This is a genomic window from Kribbella sp. VKM Ac-2571, assembly GCF_004362255.1.
GTDB classification, from domain to species: Bacteria; Actinomycetota; Actinomycetes; order Propionibacteriales; family Kribbellaceae; genus Kribbella; species Kribbella pratensis.
In genome coordinates this window covers 667,429-692,011 of the sequence record NZ_SNWS01000001.1, presented here as the reverse complement: position 1 = coordinate 692,011, position 24,583 = coordinate 667,429, and the positions used below count along the sequence as shown (strand labels likewise).

The 24,583-nt window shown below is 69.3% G+C and carries 22 protein-coding genes; 12 read left to right on the top strand and 10 right to left on the bottom strand.

Annotation, left to right across the window (positions count from 1 at the left end; all coding sequences use genetic code 11):
- Positions 1-70 precede the first annotated feature (70 nt).
- Positions 71-1,576 (top strand): leucyl aminopeptidase, encoded by a 1,506-nt coding sequence (locus EV651_RS03355; protein ID WP_133781786.1) that lies wholly within the window; start codon positions 71-73, stop codon positions 1,574-1,576.
- Positions 1,577-1,589: 13 nt separating this feature from the next.
- Here EV651_RS03355 and EV651_RS03350 read toward each other — a convergent pair whose 3' ends face one another.
- The gene (locus EV651_RS03350) at positions 1,590-1,907 is read right to left on the bottom strand and encodes a hypothetical protein (protein WP_130380319.1); all 318 of its coding nucleotides are present in this window, start codon (positions 1,905-1,907) and stop codon (positions 1,590-1,592) included.
- A gap of 184 nt (positions 1,908-2,091) precedes the next feature.
- Here EV651_RS03350 and lpdA point away from each other — a divergent pair, with 184 nt between their 5' ends.
- The 5 genes from lpdA (at position 2,092) to EV651_RS03325 (ending at position 7,646) form a co-directional block, all read left to right on the top strand.
- Positions 2,092-3,495 carry a dihydrolipoyl dehydrogenase gene (lpdA, locus tag EV651_RS03345; protein ID WP_133781784.1) on the top strand — a complete coding sequence of 468 codons (1,404 nt, stop codon included), beginning with the start codon at positions 2,092-2,094 and terminating at the stop codon, positions 3,493-3,495.
- A 293-nt stretch (positions 3,496-3,788) separates the two neighbouring features.
- Entirely contained in the window at positions 3,789-5,762 is a 1,974-nt protein-coding gene (gene sucB, locus EV651_RS03340; protein WP_133781782.1) for a 2-oxoglutarate dehydrogenase, E2 component, dihydrolipoamide succinyltransferase, read from the top strand.
- A gap of 96 nt (positions 5,763-5,858) precedes the next feature.
- Positions 5,859-6,746, top strand: coding sequence for a TIGR01777 family oxidoreductase (locus tag EV651_RS03335; protein WP_133781780.1), 888 nt, complete (start codon positions 5,859-5,861; stop codon positions 6,744-6,746).
- 18 nt (positions 6,747-6,764) lie between these two features.
- Positions 6,765-7,040 carry a hypothetical protein gene (locus EV651_RS03330; protein WP_202870131.1) on the top strand — a complete coding sequence of 92 codons (276 nt, stop codon included), beginning with the start codon at positions 6,765-6,767 and terminating at the stop codon, positions 7,038-7,040.
- Between the two features lie 36 nt (positions 7,041-7,076).
- A complete protein-coding gene (locus tag EV651_RS03325; RefSeq protein WP_133781778.1) occupies positions 7,077-7,646 on the top strand; it encodes a hypothetical protein in 570 nt (189 codons plus the stop codon).
- Between the two features lie 16 nt (positions 7,647-7,662).
- Here EV651_RS03325 and EV651_RS42900 read toward each other — a convergent pair whose 3' ends face one another.
- Positions 7,663-9,291 carry a protein kinase gene (locus EV651_RS42900; RefSeq protein WP_133781776.1) on the bottom strand — a complete coding sequence of 543 codons (1,629 nt, stop codon included), beginning with the start codon at positions 9,289-9,291 and terminating at the stop codon, positions 7,663-7,665.
- Between the two features lie 94 nt (positions 9,292-9,385).
- Here EV651_RS42900 and lipB point away from each other — a divergent pair, with 94 nt between their 5' ends.
- Positions 9,386-10,102 (top strand): lipoyl(octanoyl) transferase LipB, encoded by a 717-nt coding sequence (lipB, locus tag EV651_RS03315; protein WP_166658473.1) that lies wholly within the window; start codon positions 9,386-9,388, stop codon positions 10,100-10,102.
- Here lipB and EV651_RS03310 read toward each other — a convergent pair.
- On the bottom strand, positions 10,084-11,463 hold the full coding sequence (locus tag EV651_RS03310) for a sulfatase (RefSeq protein WP_238156619.1): 1,380 nt from the start codon (positions 11,461-11,463) through the stop codon (positions 10,084-10,086). The genes lipB and EV651_RS03310 overlap by 19 nt on opposite strands.
- Positions 11,464-11,839: 376 nt before the next feature.
- Between EV651_RS03310 and EV651_RS03305 the strand changes: the two genes are divergently transcribed.
- Positions 11,840-13,081 (top strand): hypothetical protein, encoded by a 1,242-nt coding sequence (locus EV651_RS03305; protein ID WP_133781772.1) that lies wholly within the window; start codon positions 11,840-11,842, stop codon positions 13,079-13,081.
- A gap of 3 nt (positions 13,082-13,084) precedes the next feature.
- Here the strand turns inward: EV651_RS03305 and EV651_RS03300 are convergent, their stop codons facing one another.
- From EV651_RS03300 to EV651_RS03280, 5 genes are all read right to left on the bottom strand, one after another.
- Entirely contained in the window at positions 13,085-14,053 is a 969-nt protein-coding gene (locus tag EV651_RS03300) for a LysR family transcriptional regulator (protein WP_133781770.1), read from the bottom strand.
- Positions 14,054-14,162: 109 nt separating this feature from the next.
- Positions 14,163-15,326: an ABC transporter permease gene (locus tag EV651_RS03295; protein ID WP_133781768.1), complete on the bottom strand. Its 1,164-nt coding sequence runs from the start codon at positions 15,324-15,326 to the stop codon at positions 14,163-14,165.
- The gene (locus EV651_RS03290) at positions 15,323-16,204 is read right to left on the bottom strand and encodes an ABC transporter ATP-binding protein (protein ID WP_133781766.1); all 882 of its coding nucleotides are present in this window, start codon (positions 16,202-16,204) and stop codon (positions 15,323-15,325) included. The genes EV651_RS03295 and EV651_RS03290 overlap by 4 nt, the downstream gene beginning before the upstream one ends.
- 145 nt (positions 16,205-16,349) lie before the next feature.
- On the bottom strand, positions 16,350-17,009 hold the full coding sequence (locus EV651_RS03285) for a response regulator transcription factor (RefSeq protein WP_133782103.1): 660 nt from the start codon (positions 17,007-17,009) through the stop codon (positions 16,350-16,352).
- A gap of 4 nt (positions 17,010-17,013) precedes the next feature.
- A complete protein-coding gene (locus tag EV651_RS03280) occupies positions 17,014-18,387 on the bottom strand; it encodes a sensor histidine kinase (RefSeq protein WP_133781764.1) in 1,374 nt (457 codons plus the stop codon).
- 56 nt (positions 18,388-18,443) lie between these two features.
- On the opposite strand from EV651_RS03280, the gene lipA reads away from it, so the two are divergent.
- The 3 genes from lipA to EV651_RS03265 all read left to right on the top strand — a co-directional run bounded on the left by lipA (position 18,444) and on the right by EV651_RS03265 (position 21,545).
- On the top strand, positions 18,444-19,382 hold the full coding sequence (gene lipA / locus EV651_RS03275) for a lipoyl synthase (RefSeq protein ID WP_133781762.1): 939 nt from the start codon (positions 18,444-18,446) through the stop codon (positions 19,380-19,382).
- A gap of 15 nt (positions 19,383-19,397) precedes the next feature.
- Positions 19,398-20,093, top strand: a complete 696-nt coding sequence (locus EV651_RS03270) for a DUF4191 domain-containing protein (RefSeq protein WP_133781760.1) — start codon at positions 19,398-19,400, stop codon at positions 20,091-20,093.
- Positions 20,094-20,252: 159 nt separating this feature from the next.
- Positions 20,253-21,545: a cyclopropane-fatty-acyl-phospholipid synthase family protein gene (locus EV651_RS03265; RefSeq protein ID WP_133781758.1), complete on the top strand. Its 1,293-nt coding sequence runs from the start codon at positions 20,253-20,255 to the stop codon at positions 21,543-21,545.
- An 18-nt stretch (positions 21,546-21,563) separates the two neighbouring features.
- On the opposite strand, the gene EV651_RS03260 is transcribed toward EV651_RS03265, so the two are convergent.
- Positions 21,564-22,025, bottom strand: coding sequence for an RDD family protein (locus tag EV651_RS03260; protein ID WP_133781756.1), 462 nt, complete (start codon positions 22,023-22,025; stop codon positions 21,564-21,566).
- A gap of 190 nt (positions 22,026-22,215) precedes the next feature.
- On the opposite strand from EV651_RS03260, the gene glnA reads away from it, so the two are divergent.
- On the top strand, positions 22,216-23,640 hold the full coding sequence (gene glnA / locus EV651_RS03255) for a type I glutamate--ammonia ligase (protein ID WP_133781754.1): 1,425 nt from the start codon (positions 22,216-22,218) through the stop codon (positions 23,638-23,640).
- A 66-nt stretch (positions 23,641-23,706) separates the two neighbouring features.
- Here glnA and EV651_RS03250 read toward each other — a convergent pair whose 3' ends face one another.
- Complete coding sequence (locus EV651_RS03250) at positions 23,707-24,579, bottom strand: aldo/keto reductase (protein ID WP_133781752.1); 873 nt, start codon at positions 24,577-24,579, stop codon at positions 23,707-23,709.
- Positions 24,580-24,583: the final 4 nt, after the last annotated feature.

The window sequence follows — 24,583 nt, the reverse complement described above, 5'->3', positions numbered from 1 at the left end:
TGCTCAGGCAGCACGCACGTACCGTGACGACCGGCCGTCTGCCCGCCGGTCAAGGAGGACTGAGGATTTCGTGACCACCATCACCCTGAGCAAGTCAGATGCCGCCGGCGTCAAGAGCGACGCCGTGGTCATCGGCGTGGTCAAACTCGGCGGCGGCGTCACCCTGCCGGCCGGCACCGAGTCGCTGAACGCCGCGTACGGCGGGAAGCTGGTGGAGGTGCTGTCCGGTCTCGGCGCCACCGGCAAGACCGGCGAGGTGACGAAGGTGCCCGGGCCGCTGCTCGGCAAGCCGGGCAAGTCCCCGACGCTGATCGCGGTCGGTCTGGGGACGGCCCCGGACGGCGTGCTGAAGACCGAGGATCTGCGCACCGCGGCGGGCACCGGTGTGCGGGCGGCGAAGTTCTCGCAGTCGGTCGCGTTCGCGCTGCCGGCCCCCGACGCCGAGTGCGTGCGCGCGGTCGCCGAGGGCGCGTTGATGGGTCGCTACGCGTTCACGGCGTACAAGTCGTCGGACGGCGCGAACGAAGCGCCCGGCAACCTGACCGTGCTGACCGACCTGGCCCGGAACAAGGACGCCAAGGCCGCGCTCGAGCGTGCCCAGGTGACCGCGGAGGCCGTCGCCCAGGTGCGGGACTGGGTGAACACCCCGCCGTCGGACCTGCACCCGGCCGAGTTCGCCGACGACGCGGTCAAGCTCGGCAAGGAGTACGGCGTCAAGGTCGAGGTGCTCGACGAGAAGGCGCTCGCCAAGGGCGGGTACGGCGGCATCCTCGGCGTCGGCCAGGGCTCGAGCAACCCGCCGCGGCTGGTCCGGCTGACCTACACGCCGAAGAAGCCCGTCACCCACCTGGCGTTCGTCGGCAAGGGCATCACGTTCGACTCCGGCGGCCTGTCGCTGAAGACGTCGACCGGCATGGTGAGCATGAAGTCCGACATGGCCGGCGCCGCCGCGGTGATCGGCGCGACGTTCGCCATCGCGCGGCTCGGTCTCCCGGTCCAGGTGACGACGTACGCCGCGATGGCCGAGAACATGCCGTCGGGTTCCGCGGCCCGGCCCTCCGACGTGCTGACGATGTACGGCGGCAAGACCGTCGAGGTGCTGAACACCGACGCCGAGGGCCGTCTGGTGCTCGGTGACGCACTGGTCCGGGCCAGCGCGGACCAGCCCGACCTGATTATCGACGTGGCCACCCTGACCGGCGCGTGTGTCGTTGCCCTGGGCACCAAGGTGGCGGGCGCGTTCGGGAACGCCGACACGGCTCGCGACCGGGTGGTGGACGCGGCGGTCGCGGCCGGTGAGTCGATGTGGCCGCTGCCGATTCCGGCCGAGATGCTGGACAAGCTGAAGTCGCACTCGAAGGTCGCCGACCTGGCCAACATCACCGGCGAGCCGTGGGGCGGCGCCCTCGCGGCGGCCGCGTTCCTCGGCGACTTCGTTGCTGACGGCATCGACTGGGTCCACCTCGACGTGGCCGGTCCCGCCTTCAACGACGGCGGCGCGTCCGGCTACACGCCCACCGGCGGTACCGGCTTCGCCGTCCGCACCCTGGTCGAACTCGCCGCCTCAGCGAGCTGAGGCGGCGGACCACTCAGGCGAGGCCGTTCTTCTTCATCCGGGCGTTGTACTCACGCATCCGCGGCGGGTAGCCGACGACGGCCGCGTCGTACGACGGAATGCCGAGGCGGTTCGCGAAGTCGTGGGCCCATTTCACCGACGGGACCCGGCGCCGGGTCCACTCACCGTCGACCGCGACCAGCAGCAAGGTGTACTCCGTCACCGCCGTCCGCGGCTCGACGAATCCCTCGACGCCCTGACGGGTCTGGGCGAACTCGCGCAGGTGCGCCTGGTCGGGAGTGTCCGACCGTCGCATCGTTCCGGCCTTCTGCCGGCGACCGAACCACTTCATGGGAGTAAGTGTCCACTATCTGTGCAAGTCCGGGCCGAAGTCCTGGATAACGGTTGCGGCCGGTCCGGATGGGCGCGTCATGACCGGCCCGGGGGTGGATCCGCGCGCGATCGGTGGAAAGATGACGCCGGGCCGGTACCGCGACCCGGGCCGCCCGACTCGGACCACACCCACGGAGGAACCTGTGACTGACAGTGGTACTGACAGCGGTAGAGACGCCGGTACGACGTACGACCTGGTGATTCTCGGCGGCGGCAGCGGTGGCTACGCCGCCGGACTGCGCGCCGCGACGCTCGGCCTGTCCGTGGCGCTGGTCGAGAAGGACAAGGTCGGCGGGACCTGTCTGCACCGTGGGTGCATCCCGACCAAGGCGCTGCTGCACGCGGCCGAGGTCGCGGATTCGGCGCGCGAGGGCGAGCAGTTCGGAGTCCGGACGACGCTCGAGGGCGTCGACATGGGCGGCGTGAACAAGTACAAGGACGGGGTCGTCGACCGGCTGTTCAAGGGTCTGCAGGGCCAGTTGAAGGCCCGCGGCATCACGGTGATCGAGGGCGAGGGGCGGCTGACCTCGCCGACCACGGTCCAGGTCGGCGGCACGACGTACACCGGCCGCAACGTTCTGCTTGCCTCCGGCTCCTACTCCCGTTCCCTGCCCGGGCTGGAGCTCGACGGGCACCGGGTGATCGCGAGTGAGCACGCGCTGACGCTCGACCGGGTCCCGGAGTCCGCGGTGATCCTCGGCGGCGGCGTGATCGGCGTCGAGTTCGCGTCCGCTTGGACGTCGTTCGGCACCAAGGTGACGATCGTCGAGGCGCTGCCGCGGCTGGTCCCGGCCGAGGACGCCGACTGTTCCAAGACGTTGGAGCGCGCGTTCCGGAAGCGGAAGATCGCGTTCAAGACCGGTACGCCGTTCGAGTCGGTCGCGGTGACCGATTCCGGCGTACAGGTGACCGTCGCGGGCGGCGAGGTGATCGAGGCCGAGCTGCTGCTGGTCGCCGTCGGCCGGGGACCGAACACCGCCGGCCTCGGGTACGAAGAGGTCGGGGTCGCGCTCGAACGCGGGTTCGTGACCGTCGACTCGACGCTGCAGACCAGCGTGCCGGGTGTGTACGCGGTCGGCGACATCGTGCCGGGGCTGCAGCTCGCGCACCGCGGGTTCCAGCAGGGCATCTTCGTTGCCGAGCACCTCGCGGGTCTCGCGCCGATGCCGATCGACGAGGCCGGCATCCCGCGCGTGACGTACTCCGAGCCGGAGGTCGCGTCGGTCGGGCTGACCGAGGAGCAGGCCCGGGAGAAGTACGGCGACGTGGAGATCCTCAACTACAACCTCGGCGGCAACGGCAAGTCGCAGATCCTGAAGACGGCGGGCTTCGTGAAGCTGGTCCGCGCTCGCGACGGCGCCGTGGTCGGGCTGCACATGGTCGGTTCGCGTGTCGGCGAGCTGATCGGCGAGGCGCAGCTGATCTACAACTGGGAGGCGTACCCGGCGGACGTGGCGCCGCTGGTGCACGCCCACCCGACCCAGAACGAAGCCCTCGGCGAAGCCCACCTCGCCCTCGCCGGGAAACCTTTGCACTTCCATGACTGAGAGGGTGTCTTGGGACTCTGCGCCGTCGCGAGCAGGTGCTCGGCGGAGTGCAGCGCAAGGCGGAGGACGAGGCTCGGAGTGGGGTTCTCCGTGCCTCGTCCTCCGACGCCGCGATGTGCCCGCCGAGTGCCGCGCAGTAGGCGCAGAGTTCCAAGACACCCTCCAACCTGCTGGATCGCACCAGTAAGTTTGAGCTGCAGGAGCGTGAGGGATGGCCGTGACCCGGATCCCGAGCGCTCCGGCGGCACCGTAGGCTGACACTCGACCGATCAGACGAAGGAGCAACGACCGTCATGCCGACCTCTGTATCCCTGCCGGCCCTCGGGGAGAGCGTCACCGAAGGAACCGTCACCCGCTGGCTCAAGCAGGTCGGCGACACGGTTGCCGTGGACGAACCCCTGCTGGAGGTCTCGACCGACAAGGTCGACACCGAAATCCCGAGCCCCGTCGCCGGCACCCTTCTCGAGATCAAGGCCGCCGAGGACGAGACCGTCGAGGTCGGCGCCGAACTGGCCGTGATCGGCGACGCCGGCGAGGCAGGCTCCGCTCCTGCGGCTCCGGCCGAGCCCGCGGCAGACCCCGCGCCGGCCGCCGAGTCCGCTCCGGCGGAGGCTGCTCCGGCTGAGTCCGCCCCCGCCGAGTCCGCGCCCGCCCAGTCCGCGCCGGCTCCGCAGACTGCTCCGGCCGCCGAGTCCACTCCGGCTGAGGCCCAGGCCGCCGAGGCCTCGTCGGCCCCGTCCAACGGCGCCTCGTCCGATGGCGGCTCCGGCGGCGCCGCGTCCGGTACGTCGGTGACGCTGCCCGCGCTGGGCGAGAGCGTGACCGAGGGAACCGTCACCCGCTGGCTGAAGCAGGTCGGCGACGACGTGGCCGTCGACGAGCCGCTCCTCGAGGTCTCCACCGACAAGGTCGACACCGAGATCCCGAGTCCGATCGCCGGCAAGCTCCTGGAGATCAAGGTCGCCGAGGACGAAACCGTCGAGGTCGGCGCGGAACTGGCCATCGTCGGCTCCGGCGACGCCGCTCCCGCCTCCTCCGCCCCGGCTGCTCCGGCCGAGTCCGCTCCGGCTCCCGAGGCCGCTCCGGCCCAGTCGGCCCCGGCTCCCCAGGCTCCCCCGGCCGAATCCGCTCCGGCCCCGCAGGCCGCCCCGGCCCCGCAGGCCTCTGCTCCTGCGCAGGCACCTGCTGCCGCACCGGCCCAGGCTCCGGCGCAAGCCCCGGCTGCTGCCCAGGCCCCGGCCCGGCAGGCTGCACCCGCACCGCAGTCCGCTCCGGCACCCGCGGCTACCCAGGCACCGGCCGTTTCCGCTCCGGCTGCCTCCCCGAACGGCGCCGCCACCGACGGCCCGAACTACGTCACCCCGCTGGTGCGCAAGCTCGCCGCGGAGCACGAGGTCGACCTGAACGCCGTACAGGGCACCGGTGTCGGCGGCCGGATCCGCAAGCAGGACGTGATCGCCGCCGCCGAGGCGAAGAAGGCCGCCGCGGCCGCACCCGCTCCGGCAGCCCAGGCCGCCGCCCCTGCCGCCGAGTCGAAGGCCCCGGTGGTCAGCCCGCTGCGTGGCACCACCGAGAAGATGAGCCGGATCCGCAAGGCGATCGCGGCTCACATGGTCAACAGCCTGAAGGTCTCGGCGCAGCTGACCACGGTGGTCGAGGTCGACGTCACCGAGATCGCCAAGCTGCGCAACAAGAAGAAGGCGGAGTTCGAGGCCCGCGAGGGCGTCAAGCTGTCCTTCCTCCCGTTCTTCGCGCTCGCCGCGGTGGACGCGCTCAAGCAGTACCCGAAGCTGAACGCGTCGATCGACGAGGAGAAGGGCGAGATCACGTACCACGCCGCCGAGCACCTCGGCATCGCGGTGGACGTGGAGCGCGGCCTGATGGTCCCCGTCGTGCACAACGCCGGCGACCTGAACATCGCCGGCCTGGCGAAGAAGATCGCCGACCTCGCCGACCGCACCCGCAACAACAAGGTGCTGCCGGACGAGATGGCGGGCGGCACGTTCACCATCACCAACACCGGTAGCCGGGGCGCGCTGTTCGACACCCCGATCCTGAACCAGCCGCAGGTCGGCATGCTCGGGACCGGCGCCGTCGTGAAGCGCCCGGTGGTCATCACCCACCCGGAGCTCGGCGAGACGATCGCGATCCGGCAGATGGTGTACCTGGCGCTGACCTACGACCACCGCCTGGTCGACGGCGCCGACGCGGCCCGCTACCTGACGGCGGTCAAGCAGCGGCTCGAAGAGGCCCAGTTCGACGTCTGATCCGATCGGACACCGGCGCCGGTGCCTGTCTCCCCGGAGGCGGACACCGGCGCCGTTCGCTTTCGATCCGGCTGACCCGACAAGGAGCACAACGGGATGAAGTACGTACTGGCCGGCGCCTCCGGCTTCCTCGGCAAGGCCCTCGCCCGCGACTTGGTTGCCAACGGTCACCAGGTGCTCCGGCTGGTACGCCGGCCGCCGTCGGGACCGGACGAGGTGCGCTGGGACCCGGCCCGGGGCGATCTGGACCCGGCCGCTCTGGGCGATCCCGATGTCCTCGTCAACCTGGCCGGCGCGAACATCGGTCGCCCGTGGACGCCGACGTACCGCATGACGATCCGGGAGAGCCGGGTCTCGACCACCGCGACCCTGGCCGCGGCGGCGACGCGACTCGACCGCCGGCCGGTGCTGCTCACGCAGAGCGGGATCGGCGGCTACGGCACCGATCTCGGCGACCGCATCCTGACCGAGGACTCCGATCTCGGCGAGGGCTTCCTGTCCGACGTCGTCCGGCTGTGGGAGGGCGCGCTCGAACCCGCCCGTGAAGCAGGCAGCCGGGTGGCCGCGCTGCGAACAGGCGTCGTACTCGACAGCAAGGCCCCGGCGTTCCAGCTCCTGTCCCTTCCCTTCCGCATCGGTCTCGGCGGCCGCCTCGGGCCGGGAACCCAGTACTTCCCGGTGGTCTCGCTGACCGACTGGATCCGCGCCGTCCAGCACGTCGCCGAGAACGACAGCGTGAGCGGCCCGGTGAACATCACCCTGCCGACACCGGCAACCAACCAGGAACTCACCGAAGCCCTGGCAACCGCCCTGCACCGCCCGTCCCTCGTCCCAGTGCCCGCAATCCTCATGAAGGCCGCGCTCGGCGAGTTCGCCTGGGAACTCCTCGGCAGCAAACGGGCCCTCCCCACCCGCCTCCAATCCACCGGCTTCACCTTCCACCACCCCACCGTCACCGCCGCGATCTCCGCCGCCCTCGCCTGACGCAGTGACACAGACGCCGTGACCCAGACACCGAAGACCACCGCGCGGTACGACGGTCTCGCCGAGTGGTACGACGAGCGCATCGTGCATCGGACATACCGCACTGTTGGCTGGCATCCCCCGGCGCCCTGGTGGGGCGAGGGCGGTATTCGCGAACGCCTCGGCATGCGACACGTGCCGCTGGCCGACCTTCTCAACGCGTTTGCCGACGCAGGCTTGACGATCACCCGGACCGTGGAGCCGCGCACCGACCCGGTGCCCTGGGTCCTGGCCCTGCGCGCCGAAAGGCGTTGACTCGCCGGAACGGGAGCCGCTTGGTTGGATTGCTGGATGGCGACTCTCTTCGTTGACCTGGAAACCACGAGCGTTCGGGAGCCTTGGCTGCCGGGTGGTCGGCAGATCTGGCAGCTGGCGGTGATCCGGCGTGAGGACGACGGGCGGGAGACGGCGTACAACCGGTTCGTCCGGCTGGACGAGCTGGATCTGTCGGCCGCGACCGAGCGAGCGCTGGAGATCAGCCGCTTTCATCGGCACCCGTCGCTGAACGGATCCGAGCAGGACGTGAGCAGCGGTCGAGAGGTCGCGGAGCTGATGGTCGAACTGACGGCCGACGAACCGCTGTGGGTGGGCGCGGCGCCGTGGATGGATGCGACCGACGTACTGCATCTGATGCATCTCAACGGCCTGGTCGCAGACGACGCGGCGGACGTGCCGTGGGACTTCCGGCTCGTCTGCGTCATCAGCCAACTGCTGGGCCGGACCAACCTGCCACCGACAGCGGACGTCGGCGAGATGTCGGCGGCTGTCGGCATCGACCAGTCCTCGTATGCGATTCACGACGCGTTGGCGGACACCTACTTCGTACGAGACGTGTTCGACGCGCTGAACCGACCTCGCTGAAGGCTCGTCGGCGGGGTCACAGCTGGGTGATGGTGGTGATGCGCCAGGTGTGGGTGGGTTGACGGGTGGCGCTGCGTGAGGGGGCTGCGGTGCGGGGGGTGGTTGTCAGGGTGATCAGCCTGGTCGTCGGGGGGCCGGGTGGGAGTGGGGTTTTGGCGCCGGTGTGGTCGACTGCTTGGCCGGCTGTGAGGTGGTCGGTGGTCTTGAGGGTGACGGTGGTCGCGGTGCGGCGGGTGACTGCGGTGCTTTCGATCGTGATTCGGAGTCCTTGCACGCGGACGTTCTGGTTGCGGTAGGCGGACAGGAGGGCTCGGTCGGTGCGCCAGGGGGCGCTGCCGGGGACGTAGATGCGGTCGAGGGCGTCCAGGTCGAGGGTCCAGAAGGCTTGGGCGCGTTGGGCATCGAGCGCTTCGAGGGTGTGGATCCAGGTGGCCAGCTCTGCTGAGGACGCCGTCGTGTGGGCAGCCGTTGGGTGGGCGGCTGTTGGGTGAGCAATGGGCGACTGAGTAGGCGGGGATACCGAGGGTTGTCGGGCTGTGGACTGGGCAGCGCTGGGGTCTGGTTGGGCGGTTGCTGGGGTGTCGATGGTGCGGAGTGTGGCGATGGCGATCGCGAGCACGATGATCGCCGCCACGGCGGCTGCGGCGAGCACGCCGTACGCGGGGTGTGGGAGTCGAGGGAGTGCGAGGGCTGCCACGAATCGCGTACGGCGGGGCTTGTTGCGGCGGTTGGGGCGGATGCGTTTCGAGCGAGCCTTCGCGGATGGTGCGGTGGGGTGAGGCCGCTGTGGTTTCGTCAGCGGTGTGGCCGGTGGGTCGGCTGGAGGCGGGGCGAGCGGCGTACGGGAGGCGGCGGGGGCATCGTCGTCGTCTGCGGATCCACCCGCGGACGATGGAGGGTGGGGTGGAGCGCTCGGAGTTGGAGTGGCGGGATGGGCCGTCGGGGGCGCCGGCGCGTGGAGCGGCGGGGGCGGCGGCGGGTGGGGCGGTGGGGTGCTCGTGGGTGCTGTGGGTGCGGTGCTGGTGAGGGGCGCGAGGTCTATGGGGGTGGCGGGAGTGTGAGTCAGCAGGCGGTGTGGGAGGGCTCCGAGGGGCGCCTTGGTGATGAAGGTGGGTGGGAAGACCTTGGGGTCTGCGCTGACGCTGTCGGCGAGGGTGGCGAGGGCTTGGTGGTCGGTGGCGGGGTCGGCACGGCGAAGGGCGGCGTCGGTGAGGATTGGGCGGCCGTCGGCGTCGAAGAGGACGTTTTCGGGGCGGATCGAGCCGTGGGCGAGGTTCGAGGCGTGAAGGTAGGCCAGGGCCTCGGCCAGCGGGGCGAGGAGGGTGACGAGCTCGCCGCGGGACAGTGGGCCGCGGCGGGTGAGGAGGGCGGCGAGGCTGCCGGCTGCCAGGTGCTGCGTGATCAGGATCCAGCCGGTGTCGGTCTCGCGGTACTCGTGGAGCTGGGCGACATGCGGATGCCGGAAGCGGGACAGCAGGCTGAGGTCCTCGCGGAGCCGTCCCCGGTCGGGGTATGCGCTGTGCGGGACGTGTTTGAGCACGGCGTTGCGGCCCGAGGCGCGGTCCCGGACCTGCCAGACGGTGCCGGCCGGCCCGGACCCGAGCTCGCGGCGCAGGCTGTAGCCGGTGAGATCTGCGAGGTCCATGTCCAAGAGGATGCACCGATCGCGACCTCGCCCGTCGAAGTTATCCACAGCCCAGGTCGCCGGCCGGTATCAGCCGCCGCCTACACTCGAAGGCGTGAGGGCTATCAGGTACGTGGAGGCCGGATTCGGCGCCGGCGCGGTGGACTACGAGACCGCGTGGGCCGAGCAGCGACGACTGCACGCGGAGGTTGCCGAGGGCACCGGCTCGGACACGGTGATCCTGCTCGAGCACCCGCCGGTCTACACCGCGGGCAAGCGCACCGAGCCGCACGAGCGGCCGATGGACGGTACGCCGGTGGTCGACGTGGACCGCGGCGGCAAGATCACCTGGCACGGCCCCGGGCAACTGGTCGGGTACCCGATCGTCAAACTCGCCTCACACGTGTACGTCGTCGACTACGTCCGGCGGCTCGAGGAGGCGCTGATCGCCGTCTGCGCCGAGCTCGGCGTGAAGACCGGCCGGGTCAAGGGCCGCAGCGGCGTCTGGGTCGCAGCCGACGACCGCGGCCGGGAGCGGAAGATCGCCGCGATCGGCATCCGGGTCGCGCAGGGCGTGACCATGCACGGTTTCGCGCTGAACTGCAACAACGACCTGGCCTGGTTCGACCGGATCGTCCCGTGCGGCATCTCGGACGCCGACGTGACCACGCTCTCCAAGGAGCTCGGCCGCGAGGTCACGACCACCGAGGTCCTCGACTCGGTACGCCGACACCTCGACGAGCTCCTCGCCTGGAACGAGTACGAGCGCAGCCCGGACATCGACCACCACGAGGAGCCGCCGACCGCGATCACCTACGGGTTGACCGTCTGAGGCTCGAGCCCCACCTCCGCGCGCCAATCGGCGTGCACCGAGCGCAGCCGGTGCACGATCTCCGGCTGAGCTGACAGCTGGTTGGTCTGCTCGCCGATGTCTTCGGACAAGTTGGCGAGGAACCAGCCCTCTCCCATCGGCGCGTGCTCGTAGTCACGCAGATGCCTGGTGTTGGCGTCGTCAGCCACCCAGCTGAGCTTCCACTCCCCCGACCGCACCGCCCACTGGAACCCACAGTCCCAGTGCAGCTTCTCGTGCGCCACCTCGGCGGTCCCGGCCAGCACGGGCAGGATGTCGACGCCGTCGGCACCCTCCGCGGTCGCGCCCGCCGCTGCGGCCAGCGTGGGAACCAGATCCATCGTGCTGACGAGCGCGTCCGTACGACGTCCCGCAGGCAACTGTTCCGGCCACCGCCAGAGCATCGGGATGCGGATGCCGCCGTCCCACAGCGTGTACTTCGTCCCACGCAGCGGCTCGTTGTCGCCGAAGTTGCAGGTCGACCCGCCGTTGTCCGTCACGTACACGACGATCGTGTCGTCGCCGGCCACGTCGAGCAGCCGCCCGATCTGGGCGTCCATCAGCTCTAGTTGAGCGAGGTAGTACTCGCGCCCGTGCGGAAGATTCGGCACGATCACGTCGTCGTACCACTCCATGAACGGTCCGTCCGTGTCCGGCGACCAGTCGCGGAACGCCGGGAGCCCGCGCGCCTCCAGCTCCGAGTCCGGGAGTTGCCAGCAGAAGTTGTGTACGGCGTTGAACGCCACCATGCAGAAGTACGGCCGCTCGTCCTCGGCGTCCATGAACTCCGCCGCGCGGCGACCGAACTCCGCGGTCAGGAAGCCCTCGTGCTCAACTGGCTCGTCCCCTGACAGCAGAGGCTGCACAGCCATGTGGTGCGCGGCCGGCTGACCGTACGAATCGACCGCCTCGTCAGAATGACGCAGGTAGTTCAGCCGCCCGAAGGACTGCCCTGCCAGCCCGTACAGCGTCTCCTCGAACCCGTGATGCGGCGGACACGCCCTGTCCCCCACGTCCTCTTTCCCGTAGTGCACCTTGCCGAAGTACCCCGTCCGATACCCCTGGTCGAGCAGGATCTCCGCGAGCGTCGGTACGTCGTCCGGTGGGAACGCGGCCGAGTCGAACCATTGGCCGCCCCACCGCTGCTGGTACCGCCCGGAGATGATCGAGGCCCGTGACGGACTGCAGATCGGTGCTGTCACGTAGGCGTCGGTACAGCTCACACCCTCCGCAGCAAGCCGGTCCAGCGCCGGAGTGCGTACGTCGGAGTGCACCCTGAGTTCACTGCGGTCGGCGTACCCGTGGTCGTCGGAAACGATCAGCAGAATGTTCGGAGCGGGCAACAGCTCATCCTCTCGAAAGGCGCGCAGCCTGGTCCGACTTCGCACAGCCATCGGTCGCGTCAGGGTCCAACAGCAATCTCAGCTCACCACCCAGCCGCCGCACCAGAGCCGTCTCACCAGACAGGTCGTGGGTGGTTGAACAGGAAGTGGAGGGCCTGAACAGGCAATAACCTGTTCAAGCCCCCGCGAACCTGTGGGGCACCCCGCGAGCTGGTCGAGTCAGCCAGATCCCCAGCAGTTACAGGCGGGGTTGTTCGGCGCCCTCGGCCACTGGGCGGCCGCCTTCCACGGATCTCAGTTGGGGCAAGCGGTTGCCTGTCGGTGTGCGTCGAAGTGTCTGCGGGGCGTAGCCGCAGTTCGTCGCTACCTTGGGGGTGTGTCCAAATTTCTTGGGTTCTTGCTCGGCGTAGCTGTCGCTCTGGCCGGTCCGGCCGTGTTCGGAGTCCTCGCGGCGCCGGGTGGTATCGAGCTGAACGCGAAGGGGATGGCGCTTGCCTTCGGCATCGGCGCGCTGATCTTCTGGGCCGTGGTGTCGTACTTCTCCGGCGCCGGCGCGCTGGGGGCGTTCGTCGCCTTCGGCGTCCTGATCTACTGCTGGCTCTGGATCCCGAACCGGACCACGAACTTCCTGAACGACGTCCCCGGCGTCACCAACGGGATGATCGACGGGTCGAAGCAGTACACGCTGAACGGCGTGGTGCCGATCCTCGGGGTGATCTCGCTGGTGTACGCGATCCAGCTGATCGTCCTCGGTGTTCAGCGCCGGCGGCGGGAGCGGGCCGACGCCGAGCGGCTGCAGCGCGAGCAGGAAGCCGCCCAGGCGCAGCAGGAGGCGGACGTAGCGGCCGTGTATCCGGTTGCCGGAGGCACCTATCAGGCGCCGGCGGCGTACGGGAGTCAGACGCGGTACGACGACCTGTTCGACGAGCCGGAGGCGGCACAGCCGCGGAACCAGGGCGACGACCAGACCCGGCAGTTTCCGGCCGGCGAGGCGGAGGAGTTCGAGCACACCCGCCAGTTCCCCGAGGCAGATGCCGAAAGCAACTACCCCGGCGAGGACACGGTCATCGCTCCCCCGCCGGCAGCCGAGGAACCGCCCGCCCAGCAGGCAACCGAGGTGAACCGGCCGGCCGAGGAAACCCAGCCGGTGGAAACCAAGCAACCGGTCGAGAAGCCCCAGCCGGCGGAGACGAAGCCGGAGTCTGTCACCCCGGTCGAGGAAACCCAGCCGGTGAAGGCAGAGCCGCAGGCCGCTGCGCCGGTCGACGAAACCCAGCCGGTCGAGGCCAGGCCGCAGGCTGTCGCGCCTGTTGAGGAGACCCAGCCGATGGACGCGGTGCCCGAGACGGCCGCGCCGGTGGAAGAAACTCAGCCGATGGAAGCGGCTCAGCCGACGGAGGCGAAGCCCGAGGCCGTCGCGCCTGTTGAGGAAACTCGGCCGGCGGAGCCCAAGCCGCAGGCGGTCGAGGAGACTCGGCCGACCGAGGAGAAGAAGGCTGAGCGGAGTGTTTCGCCTCGGGAGCAGGTGGGGTCGCAGTATCGGGAGCGGATGGAGAACCCGGAGGACACCGGGGAGTTCCACCTCGCGTTCGAGAACCCGATGGTCAAGCCCGCCTAGAAGTCAGGCGACGTGCATGCGCTGCTGGTGCTGATCGCGGCGTGCGTGCTCGGTGATGGCCTCGTCGTACGCCGCGCGCGCCATCTGCAGCACGTCGCCCGCCATCTGGGCCCGCGGTGAGTCGGTGCTCCACGCGAGCACCAGCTTCCGGTGAATCGGATCGCCTACCAGGGTGCGGGTCGTGACGTCGGCCGACAGCATTCGGTACGACGTGGGCGAGATGAGCGCCACGCCCTGACCACTGGTCACGAACCCCATGAGCACCGAAGTGTCGACGGAATGGTGCTCCACCCGAGGCTGGAACCCAGCCGCCTCACACGCCGCCCGGAACAACACGTGGAACCCGCTGTCGTCCGGCGGCTCCCCGATCCACTCCTCGCCCGACAGCGACGCCAGCTCGATCTCACCCCGCGCCCGCGACGCCTCCGCCACAGGATGGTCCGCGGACAAAGCGACGTACGCCGACTCGGACTCGACGACCGTGGTGGACTCGACCCCCGCCGGCAGCCGCAGCTCGAACCCGGGGAACTCCCGCAACAACGCGAAGTCCAGCCGCCCGCTCTCCAACTGCTGGAGCAGCACGCTGGTGGACCACTCGACCTCGATGCTCACCTGCTCGATCTCGCCATGCGCGCGGAGCCGGGACGCGATGCCGGACATCGGCGCGGTCGGGAACCCGCCGAGGCGGACCGCCGACGACTCGACCGCGGTCATCGCGGACACGGTCGCCGACAGATGATCGACGTCGACCAGGATGGCCCGCGCGCGATCAACGGCGTACCGGCCGAGCGGAGTCGGCTTCACGCCGGTGCGGGACCGTTCGAACAGCTCACCGCCGAACGCGGCCTCGATCCGTTTCAGCTGCGCGGTCAGGCTCGGCTGGCTGACCTTGAGCCAACGGGCGGCCCGTCCGACGGAGCCCGCTTCTGCCACCAGGACCACCACCCGCAGGTGGCGCAGCTCGACGTTCATGCGTTGAGACCGTAGTCGAGGTCCACACACAGCACACAGCGACCCTACATTGCGGTTTCGTCACAGCCGGGCCCGGTGCTGTAACGCTGGGCCCGGTCGTGACGATGAGCTACTTCGATTCGAGCGCCAGGGCCTCGCGGTACCCGAGACGACGGCCGGTCTGCAGCAGCGTGCGCTCGTACAGCCGCGCGCCCATCCGGACGATCAGTACGGTGGCGGCCAGCAACAGCGCGATCGCGACCAGCGGCTGCCAGACCGGAACGTCCTCGGTGAGCATCCGGCCCGGCATCGACATCGACGACGCGATCGGGACGAACGACGCCACGGTCTTGGCCGACGACCCCGCGAACACCGAGAAGAAGAACGGGATCATCAGGATCATCTGCCCCGGCAGTGTGGTCGACCCGAGGTCCTCCTGCCGCGTCGCGAGCGAACCGGCGACCGCCCACAACCCGGCCAGCGCAACGAACCCGAGCACGAAGAACACCACGAACCACCCGGCGACCGGCGCGACCACTTCGAGGATGTCGGCCTGGTCGGTGGCGAGCAGCCCGATCAGCGACGCACCCGCGATCACCACGATCTGGGTGAGCGCCAGCACCGTGTTGCCCAGCACCTTCCCCCACAGCAGCGACCGGATCGGCACGGCCGCGGCCAGGATCTCGACGACCCGGCTCTCCTTCTCCTGTACGACGCTCTGCGCGATCATCATCCCGAAACCGAGCGCGGTCATGTAGAACACCAGCGCCAGCCCGATGTTCACGAAGTCGGAGACGATGTCCGGCAACGGTCCCGGCTTCAGCAACTGCAACGAGACCTTCGTTCCGGCGTGCAACTCGGCCGGGCTCAGTCCTGCCTTCCCGGCGTTCGTTTCCATCCCGACGGCCGCGGCCGCCTCGCGCAGAGCGCCTTCGACCCCCGAGTCGACGCGGTCCTTGCCGAGGACGACGTACCCGTCCGCGTCCGGCAGCAGCGCGGCCTTCACCTTGCCGTCGGTGACCGCCTCCTCAGCCGCCGGCCGGTCGGCGACGCGAGTCACCTCGTAACTGTCGCCCGTCGTGGTCGAGGCCTGCTGGACGACCTTGGCGCCCGCATCGTCGATGACCGCGATCTTGTCCGGTCCGCTCTTGCCCGCGATCAGCGCGGGGATGATCACCGCCGCCATCACGATCAGCAGCATCACAACTGTCGAGCCGATGAACGTCTTGTCCCGCAGTTTCGTGGTGATCTCGCGCTCCGCGATCAGCACCCACGGCTTGTCCAGTGTCTTCATCGGGTCGCCTCCCGGAAGACATCGCTCAGCGCCACTCGCTCCGGCCCGAACTCGAGCACCGGTCCGCGGCTGATCGCCTCCTGCAAGATCTTCTGCTCCACAGCGCCGTCCAGTACGTCGAACAACGCCGTACCGCCGGCCACGTCGCGTACCTGGATCCCCCGGACGTCACGCAGCCATCCGGCGTCGCCGTCCACCACCAAGCGGTACGTCGACGTAGGCCCGGCCGCCAGCTCGGACACGGCGCCCGCCGCGACGACCTTGCCGCGGGACAGTACGACGAGGTCGTCGCACAGCCGCTCGACCAGGTCGAGCTGGTGGCTGGAGAACAGCACCGGTACGTCCGACGTCACCTCCTCGCGGAGCAGGTCGACCATCGCGTCGACGGCGAGTGGGTCGAGACCGCTGAACGGCTCGTCCAGCACCAACGCGATCGGCTCGTGGACCAGCGCGGCCGCGATCTGCACCCGCTGCTGGTTGCCCAGCGACAGCGTCTCGAGTACGTCGGAAGCACGCTCGGCCAGCCCGAGGCGCCCGAGGATCTTGTCGGTCCGCGCGGCGGCGCGCTCCGCGTCGAGCCCGTGCAGCCGGCCGAAGAACACCAGCTGGTCGCGGATCTTCATCTTCGGGTACAGCCCGCGTTCCTCCGGCATGTAGCCGAAGTCCCGGCGTACTTCCTGTGTCAGCGGCTGGTCCTGCCACCGCACCTCGCCGGCCGTCGCGGCCAGGACCCCGAGGATGATCCGCATCGTCGTCGTCTTCCCGGCCCCGTTGGCCCCGACGAATCCGGTCATCCGTCCCGGTACGACGTCGAAGGTCACGTCGTCCAGCGCCAGATGATCACCGAACCGCCGGGTGAGCCCAGTCACCCTCAGCATGTGTCACCGTTCCCATCAGCTTCCAGCCCCCGGCCGGGCGCTCGCCCGACCCAAAAGATCCAACACAGCCAAAGCTAGTCAGCCGAGGTGTGTCCGCACGTCGCCCGCGAGGTTGATCACCGGCGTCATCCGTGCGGCGGACGGATCAGCCGGTCGGGTCGTCGCCCGGGGTGACGAGGCCGCATTCGTAGGCGAACACGACGGCCTGGACGCGGTCGCGCAGGCCGAGCTTCAGCAGCACGCGGGACACGTGGGTCTTGACCGTCGCCTCCCCGACGTACAGCTGGGAGGCGATCTCGGTGTTGGTGAGGCCGCGGGCGATCAGCCCGAGCACCTCGCGCTCCCGCTCGGTCAGCTCCGCGAGCAGATCCGGCCGGTACACCCGCTCTCCCTTGCCGGTGAATCGTTTGATCACCCGCCGGGTGACCTCGGGCGCGAGCAACGCGTGCCCGGAGTGCACGACCTGGATCGCCTCCACCAGGTCCTCGGGCGCGGTGTTCTTGAGCAGGAAACCGCTCGCACCCGCCCCGAGCGACTCGAAGAGGTAGTCGTCACGGTCGAACGTGGTGAGGATGACGACCTTTCCGGCGTCCTCCATGACGATCCGCTGGGTCGCGCTGATCCCGTCCATGCCGGGCATCTGGACATCCATCAGTACGACGTCCGGCCGCAACGCCAGCGCCAGCTCGATCGCCTTCTCGCCGTCCGCGGCCTCGCCGACCACCTCGATCTCCGGCTCGACCGACAGGATCATCCGGAACCCGGCACGCACCAGGTCCTGGTCGTCCACCAGCAGCACCCTCATCGGGTCAATCACGTACTTCTCCCCCAGCCAACGGACGGTTCTGCGGATCCAGCGGGATCCGGACCCGGACGCGGAATCCTCCCACGGGACGCGGGCCGATCTCACTCTCGCCGCCGAGCAGGCCGACCCGTTCGCGGATTCCGACATGGCCGAGCCGGCTGCCGACCGGGGCGTGTTTCGGACGCCCGTCGTCGAGCACCTCGAGCTCGACCGCGTCATCGAGATAACGCAGTGTGACGTGGGCGCTGCGGGCCGTCGAGTGCTTGCGGACGTTCGCGAGCGCTTCCTGGGCGATCCGGTACACCGACACCGAGACGGTCGTGGGCAGTTCGGCCGGCGATCCGATCTGGTGGAAGCCGACTTCCAGACCGAGGCTGTTCGCCTCCGCGATCAGCGCGGGCAGCCGGTCCGCGCCGGCCTGCGGCTCCTTGGGGTCCGGCGTACCGACGTCGAGGTCGGGATCCGCCGAGCGGAGCATGCCGAGCAGCTGGCGCATCTCGTTGACCGCGCTCCGGCTGGACTCCTCGATCACGTTCAGCGCGTTCTTCGCGGCGTCCGGGTCGGTGTCCATCACCCGCCGGGCGCCGCCGGCCTGGATGCCGATGCTGCTGATGTGGTGGGCGACGACGTCGTGCAGCTCACGGGAGATCCGCAGCCGCTCGTCGATCACCGCGCGCCGCGAGTTCGCCTCCTGCTGCGCAGCCAGCTCGGTCGCCTGCTGCTCGAGCTCGAACCGCTGCCGCGCGGTCGCCCACGCGGTCCGGCCCCAGAAGTACGCGCCGAAGAAGTACAGGACGTTCAGCGCGACGGTGATGATCACGTTCGACACGTACGGCGAGAACAACCCGTGGTTCGGGCCTTCGATGGAGTTCGCCTGCAGCGCCTTGACGAAGTTGATCGTCAGCCAGCCGAACATCCCGATGAAGACCAGGCCGACCGCGGCCTTCATCAGCCGCCGGTCCGTGGCCCAGGCGACGGCCGCGTAGATCGCCATGAACATCGTCGACTGGGTGACCAGGTTGCCCTGGAAGGAGAACAGCGCGCGCTCGCCGTTCACCACGAACAGCACCGCGACCAGCAGCAGCACCGGGATCGGCCGGCGACGGCGGAAGCACAACGGCAGCGCGATGGCAGCGCTGAGCACGTACGGCTCGACGCCGCCGATGCCGAGATCCACGTGGTTCGGCGAGCCGCCGCGGGCGAGCTCCGTCCCGAACACCGCGGCCAGCGCCATCCCGAGGCCGAGCAGTACGTCGTACCGCTGCTCGCGGGCCGTGGGACCCGGGCGGGTCCACCCGCGCACCCCGGTACCGGATCCCGTACCGGACGCCGCCGGGGTGACCGGTTCGGCATCCGTACGCAGCTCAACGGTGGACATAGCTCATCAGCGTACGGGTGGAACGGCCCTGAGGCCCGACGCGTACTCTTGGATGCGTGACCATCGCCCCAGAAGGACGGAAACTGCTCAGGCTCGAGGTGCGCAACGCGGAGACCCCGATCGAGCGCAAACCCGAGTGGATCAAGACCCGCGCCAAGATGGGCCCGGAGTACCAGGCGCTGCAGAAACTCGTGAAGTCCGAGGGACTGCACACGGTGTGCCAGGAGGCCGGCTGCCCGAACATCTTCGAGTGCTGGGAGGACCGCGAGGCGACCTTCCTGATCGGCGGGGACCAATGCACCCGGCGCTGTGACTTCTGCCAGATCGACACCGGCAAACCGGAGGCGCTGGACCGCGACGAGCCGCGCCGTGTCGCCGAGTCGGTCCGCACCATGGGCCTGCGCTACGCGACCGTGACCGGCGTCGCCCGCGACGACCTGGACGACGGCGGCGCCTGGCTGTACGCCGAGACCATCCGCCAGATCCACGAGCTGAACCCGGGCACCGGCGTGGAGATGCTCGCGCCGGACTTCAACGCCGTACCCGAGCAGCTCGCCGAGGTGTTCTCGTCGCGGCCGGAGGTGTTCGCGCACAACGTCGAGACGGTGCCGCGGATCTTCCGCCGGATCCGCCCCGGTTTCCGCTACGAGCGTTCGCTCGACGTCATCACCCAGGCCCGCGACTACGGCCTGGTCACCAAGTCGAACCTGATCCTCGGCATGGGCGAGACCCGCGACGAGGTCAGCCAGGCGCTGAAGGACCTGCACGCGGCGGGCTGCGAGATCATCACGATCACGCAGTACCTGCGGCCCTCGGTGCGGCACCACCCGGTCGAGCGCTGGGTGAAGCCCGAGGAGTTCGTCGAGCTGGAGGCCGAGGCGCAGGAGATCGGTTTCGCCGGAGTCATGTCCGGTCCGCTCGTACGTTCGTCGTACCGGGCCGGTCGGCTGTACCGTCAGGCCGTTGAGTCACGTATGAACGCCGCTCAGGCATAAGAGGACAAGGTAGAGATGGCCAAGAACGACGCGCCCGAAGAGAAGACCAGCAGGCTCAAGCAGATCGTTTCGGCGTACAAGCTGACCCAGAAGTCCGAGCCGCTGGTCGGCCTGGTGCTGGCCGGGATCTTCCTCGGCATCGTCGCACTGGCCGTGCTCGGCGGTTTCCTGGTGGGGCCGCTGCTGGTGTGGATCCCGCTCGGTGTCGCGTTGGGCTTCCTGGCCGCCACGATCGTCTTCGGCCGCAAGGTCGAGAAGGCGGCGTACAGCCAGATCGAGGGCCAGGCCGGTGCGGCCGCTTCCGCGCTGCAGACGCTGCGCCGCGGCTGGAGCGTCGACCCCGCGGTCGCGGTCACCAAGAACTCCGACATCGTCCACCGGGTGGTCGGCAAGCCCGGCATCATCCTGGTCGGCGAGGGGCAGCCGAGCCGGGTGAAGAACCTGCTCGCGGCCGAGGCCAAGAAGCACAACCGCGTCGCGGGCGGGGCGCCGGTGACGCAGATCGTGGCAGGCAAGGGCGAGGGCGAGATCGACATCCGCAAGCTGACCAAGTACGTGATGAAGCTGCCGGCCGTCCTGCAGCCGTCCGAGATCACCGACCTGCTGCAGCGGCTGAAGGCGCTGGACGCGGTCCGGCCGCAGGTGCCGATGCCGAAGGGCCCGGTGCCGACGAGTCTCAAGGGTGCTCGCCAGGCGATGCGCGGCCGCTGAAACACCTGTTGGGGTATCTCTGAGTGAGACACCGGTAACCCGGTGGTCGGTCGGGCAGTTGATCTGTCGTGACGTGGCACGTGTGTGCCTCCGTGTCGCGCTGTGGGGTGGCTGGTTGGCCTTAAGGTGCGACCAGGACGGATCGATACAGGGGTAGAGATGACGGATGTGATGCCGCGCGTGCAGCATCCTGTACACGCGCCGGACACCGGGACCTGGCCGACACTGGCCCGGCCTCCGTCGAACCCGGTCCGTCGGTACGGCGCTGCGACCGCGATCCGGCTGATCGCCAAGGATCTCCCGGCCACGATCCACCTGGACCGCAACCGCTCGTTCGGTCTCGGCGGCCCCGCCATGCGGGTGCACCGTACGTCGGCGTTCCTGGACCGGCTCGGGCAGGACGCGGGGTCCGGGTTCGGCGAGGCGTACCTGGCCGGCGACTGGGACCCGGAGCCGGGCACCGACCTGGCCGACCTGCTGGTCCCGTTCGCGGAGCGGTTCAGCAACGAGGAGACCCGGCACCTGCTGCCGAAGTGGGCGCAGTCGCTGCGCTGGCTGGTCACCCGGTCGCAGCCGGGCGAGCAGGAGAACGACCGGGCCGGCGCCCGGGAGAACATCAGCCGGCACTACGACCTGAGCAACTCGATGTTCTCCGAGTTCCTCGATCCGACCCTCACGTACTCCGCGGCGTACTTCGGCGGCGATCCGACGGCCGATCTCGCGACGGCGTCGTACGACGAACTCTCCGCCGCCCAGCTGCGCAAGCTCGACTCGATCCTCGACGCGGCCGGGGTGCGGTCCGGGTCACGAGTGCTCGACATCGGCTGCGGCTGGGCGAGCCTGGCGATCCGTGCCGCGCAGCGTGGCGCGTGGGTGACGGCAATCACGATCGCCTCGCAGCAGGCGTTGCTGGCCCAGCGAAAGATCGCCGAGGCCGGCGTCGGCGACCGGGTACAGGTCGCGCTGCGCGACTACCGCGACCAGATCGGCGAGTTCGACGCCGTACTGAGTGTGGAGATGATCGAAGCGGTCGGCGAGAAGTACTGGCCGGTGTACTTCGAAGCGATCGAGCGACGGCTCGCGCCCGGCGGTGTCGGCGTCGTCCAGGCGATCGTGATGCCGCATGAGCGGATGCTCGCGACCCGGAACACGTTCACCTGGGTGCAGAAGTACATCTTCCCCGGCGGGCTGATCCCGTCGATCAAGGTCATCGAGGACGTCACCGCACAGCACACCGGCCTGCAGGCCGAGGTGATCCGCCACCTCGGCGGGGACTACGCACGGACGCTGCGGGTCTGGCGGAACCGGTTCATCGAGCACTGGCCGGCGATCGCGGCACTCGGGTTCGACGACACGTTCCGGCGGATGTGGGAGTTCTACCTCGCGTACTCCGAGGCGGGCTTCCGGACCGGGTATCTGGACGACGTACAGCTGCTGCTCACGCGGCGCTGACTGGCGGCTGACTGGCGGCTAACGCAGTACGACGACCGTCCTGGCGGCCAGGTCGTGCAGCCCGCGGCGGTCGCGGTCGAAGATCACCGCGGGGATCAAGAAGCTGATCAGCAACGCGCGGACGATGCCCGCCAACAGACCGGGCGGAGCGGTGTACGTCTTGAGGTCGCGGACCGGAACGACCCGCAGACCGCAGATCCGGTGGCCGATGGTGCCGCCGGCCAGACCGGTCAGGATCGCGGTCGTCGCGAAGAAGACCGTCGAGTGCATCAGGCTGTAGTCGCTGCCGCCGGCCCACATCGGCCGGCCCATCACCACGGACGCGATCAGGCCGGCGATCAGCCAGTCGATCAGCAGCGCCAGCAGGCGGCGTCCCCAGGTCGCGACCGAGCCCGGGCCGTCCTCGGGAAGGCCCAGCCGATTGCCCGGGTAACGGAATTCTTCGGTGGGTCCGGTTGCGGCCGCCGCGGATGATGCCATGATGTCTAGCCTACGGACACACCCCGGGAGGGTCCCACGCGGACTCCGAGATCTCAGGGCGTAACCGCCGTACACCAGTGGGTCAGCGCGGACACGCTGGGCGTAACATCCGCGAAACATCAGGGTCACGACGGAGAAACCGGCGGGCCCTACGTTCAGATGCAATCTCTGAGCCACCCTAGGAGTACGTATGTTTTCCAGCGCTGAGGAGCTGCTCGCCTACGTCAAGAACGAAGGCGTCGAGATCGTCGATGTCCGGTTCTGTGACCTGCCGGGCATCATGCAGCACTTCACCGTCCCGGTGTCGTCGTTCGGTCCCGAGGTCTTCGAGGACGGCCTCGCCTTCGACGGTTCGTCGGTCCGCGGTTTCCAGCAGATCCACGAGTCCGACATGAAGCTGCTGCCGGACCCGACCAGCGCGTACATCGACGAGTTCCGCAGCGCCAAGACGCTCGTGGTCAACTTCTTCGTGCACGACCCGCTGACCGGCGAGGCGTACTCGCGTGACCCCCGCAACATCGCCCGCAAGGCGCAGGAGTACCTGAAGTCGACCGGCATCGCGGACACCGCGTTCTTCGCGCCGGAGGCCGAGTTCTACGTCTTCGACGACGTCCGGTTCGAGACCAAGGCGAACTCCTCGCACTACTCGATCGACTCGATCGCCGGCGCCTGGAACACCGGCCGGGTCGAGGACGGCGGCAACCGCGGCTACAAGGTCCGCTACAAGGGTGGCTACTTCCCGGTCGCGCCGACCGACCACTTCGGCGAGCTGCGCGACGACATCACGCTGGCGCTGGAGCGGTCCGGCCTGATCGTCGAGCGCGCCCACCACGAGGTCGGTACGGCGGGTCAGGCGGAGATCAACTTCCGCTTCGACGAGCTGCTCAAGGCCGCCGACGACGTGATGAAGTTCAAGTACATCGTCAAGAACACCGCGTGGAAGGCCGGCAAGACCGCGACCTTCATGCCGAAGCCGATCTTCGGTGACAACGGCTCCGGCATGCACTGCCACCAGTCGCTGTGGAGCAACGGTGACCCGCTGTTCTACGACGAGTCCGGGTACGGCGGCCTGTCCGACACCGCCCGCTGGTACATCGGCGGCCTGCTCAAGCACGCCCCGTCGCTGCTGGCCTTCACGAACCCGACCGTGAACTCGTACCACCGCCTGGTGCCGGGCTTCGAGGCGCCGGTCAACCTGGTCTACTCGTCCCGGAACCGCTCGGCCTGCATCCGGATCCCGATCACCGGCTCGAACCCGAAGGCGAAGCGGATCGAGTTCCGCTGCCCCGACCCGTCGGCGAACCCGTACCTGGCCTTCGCGGCGCAGCTGCTGGCCGGCCTGGACGGTATCCGCAACAAGATCGAGCCGGCCGACCCGGTCGACAAGGACCTCTACGAGCTGCCGCCGGAGGAGCACGCGGGCATCGCGCAGGTCCCGACCTCGCTGCCGGCCGTGATCGACGCCCTCGAGGCCGACCACGCCTTCCTGCTCGAGGGCGACGTCTTCACCGAGGACCTGATCGAGACCTGGATCGACCTCAAGCGCGACAACGAAATCGCCCCCATCCAGCTCCGCCCCCACCCCCACGAGTTCGAGCTCTACTACGACGTCTGAGTTCGTAGCCTGGAAGAAGCCCACCCGCCCTTGAAACCGCCCCCGGCGCGGGTGGGCTTCTTCGTTTCAGGACAGGGTGTTCAGTTTTGCTAGGGCCTCGGTGTCGAGGTGGATGTCGGCGGCGCGGAGGTTGTCTTCCAGGTGGGGGATGCTGCGGGTGCCTGGGATCAGGGCGGTGTGGGCGTTGTGGGCGAGGATCCAGGCCAGGCAGACCGCTGCGGGGGTCGCTCCGAGTTCGCTGGCGATTTTCTGTACGGCGGGATGCTCGGTCGGGGACGCGATCTGGTCGAAGGCCGAGCCCAGCGGGAAGTACGGGATCCAGGCGATGCCGTTGGCTGCGCAGAGTTGGAGTTGGGGCTCCGAGGAGCGGTCCAGGAGGCTGTACGCGTTCTGGACGCAGACGATCCCCGCGGGCAATGCCTGCTCGAGCTGTTCGGTGCTGACGTTGCTGAGGCCGATCGCGCCGATCAGCCCTTCGTTGCGGAGAGCAATCAACTCGGCCAGCTGGTCGTCGAGTGGGACGACCTGATCGCCTTCGGCGATGAGCCCCGGTCCCTGATCCGCCCGGCGGAGGTTGACCACGGGGACCTGCTCCAGACCGAGCGACGTGAGGTCGAGGTGAACCTGCTCACGGAGCTGCTCCGGCCGTTGCGCCAGGGCCAGCGGCACCGGCGCGTCCACCCGGCGTGCGCCGACCTTGCTCACGATCACGAGGTCGTCCGGATACGGGTACAGGGCGGCCCGGATGTGCTCGTTCACCGTGGTGTGCCCGTAGAACGACGCTGTGTCGAGGTGGTTGACGCCGAGCTCGACAGCACGACGCAGGAGCGCGCCGGCCGCGGCGGTGTCGACGTGTTCGAGTTGCATCGCGCCGTACCCGATCCGCGCGATCTCGTGCTGCCCGAGCTTGGCTGTGCCCCCAGGTCGTTCGGATGTCATCAGC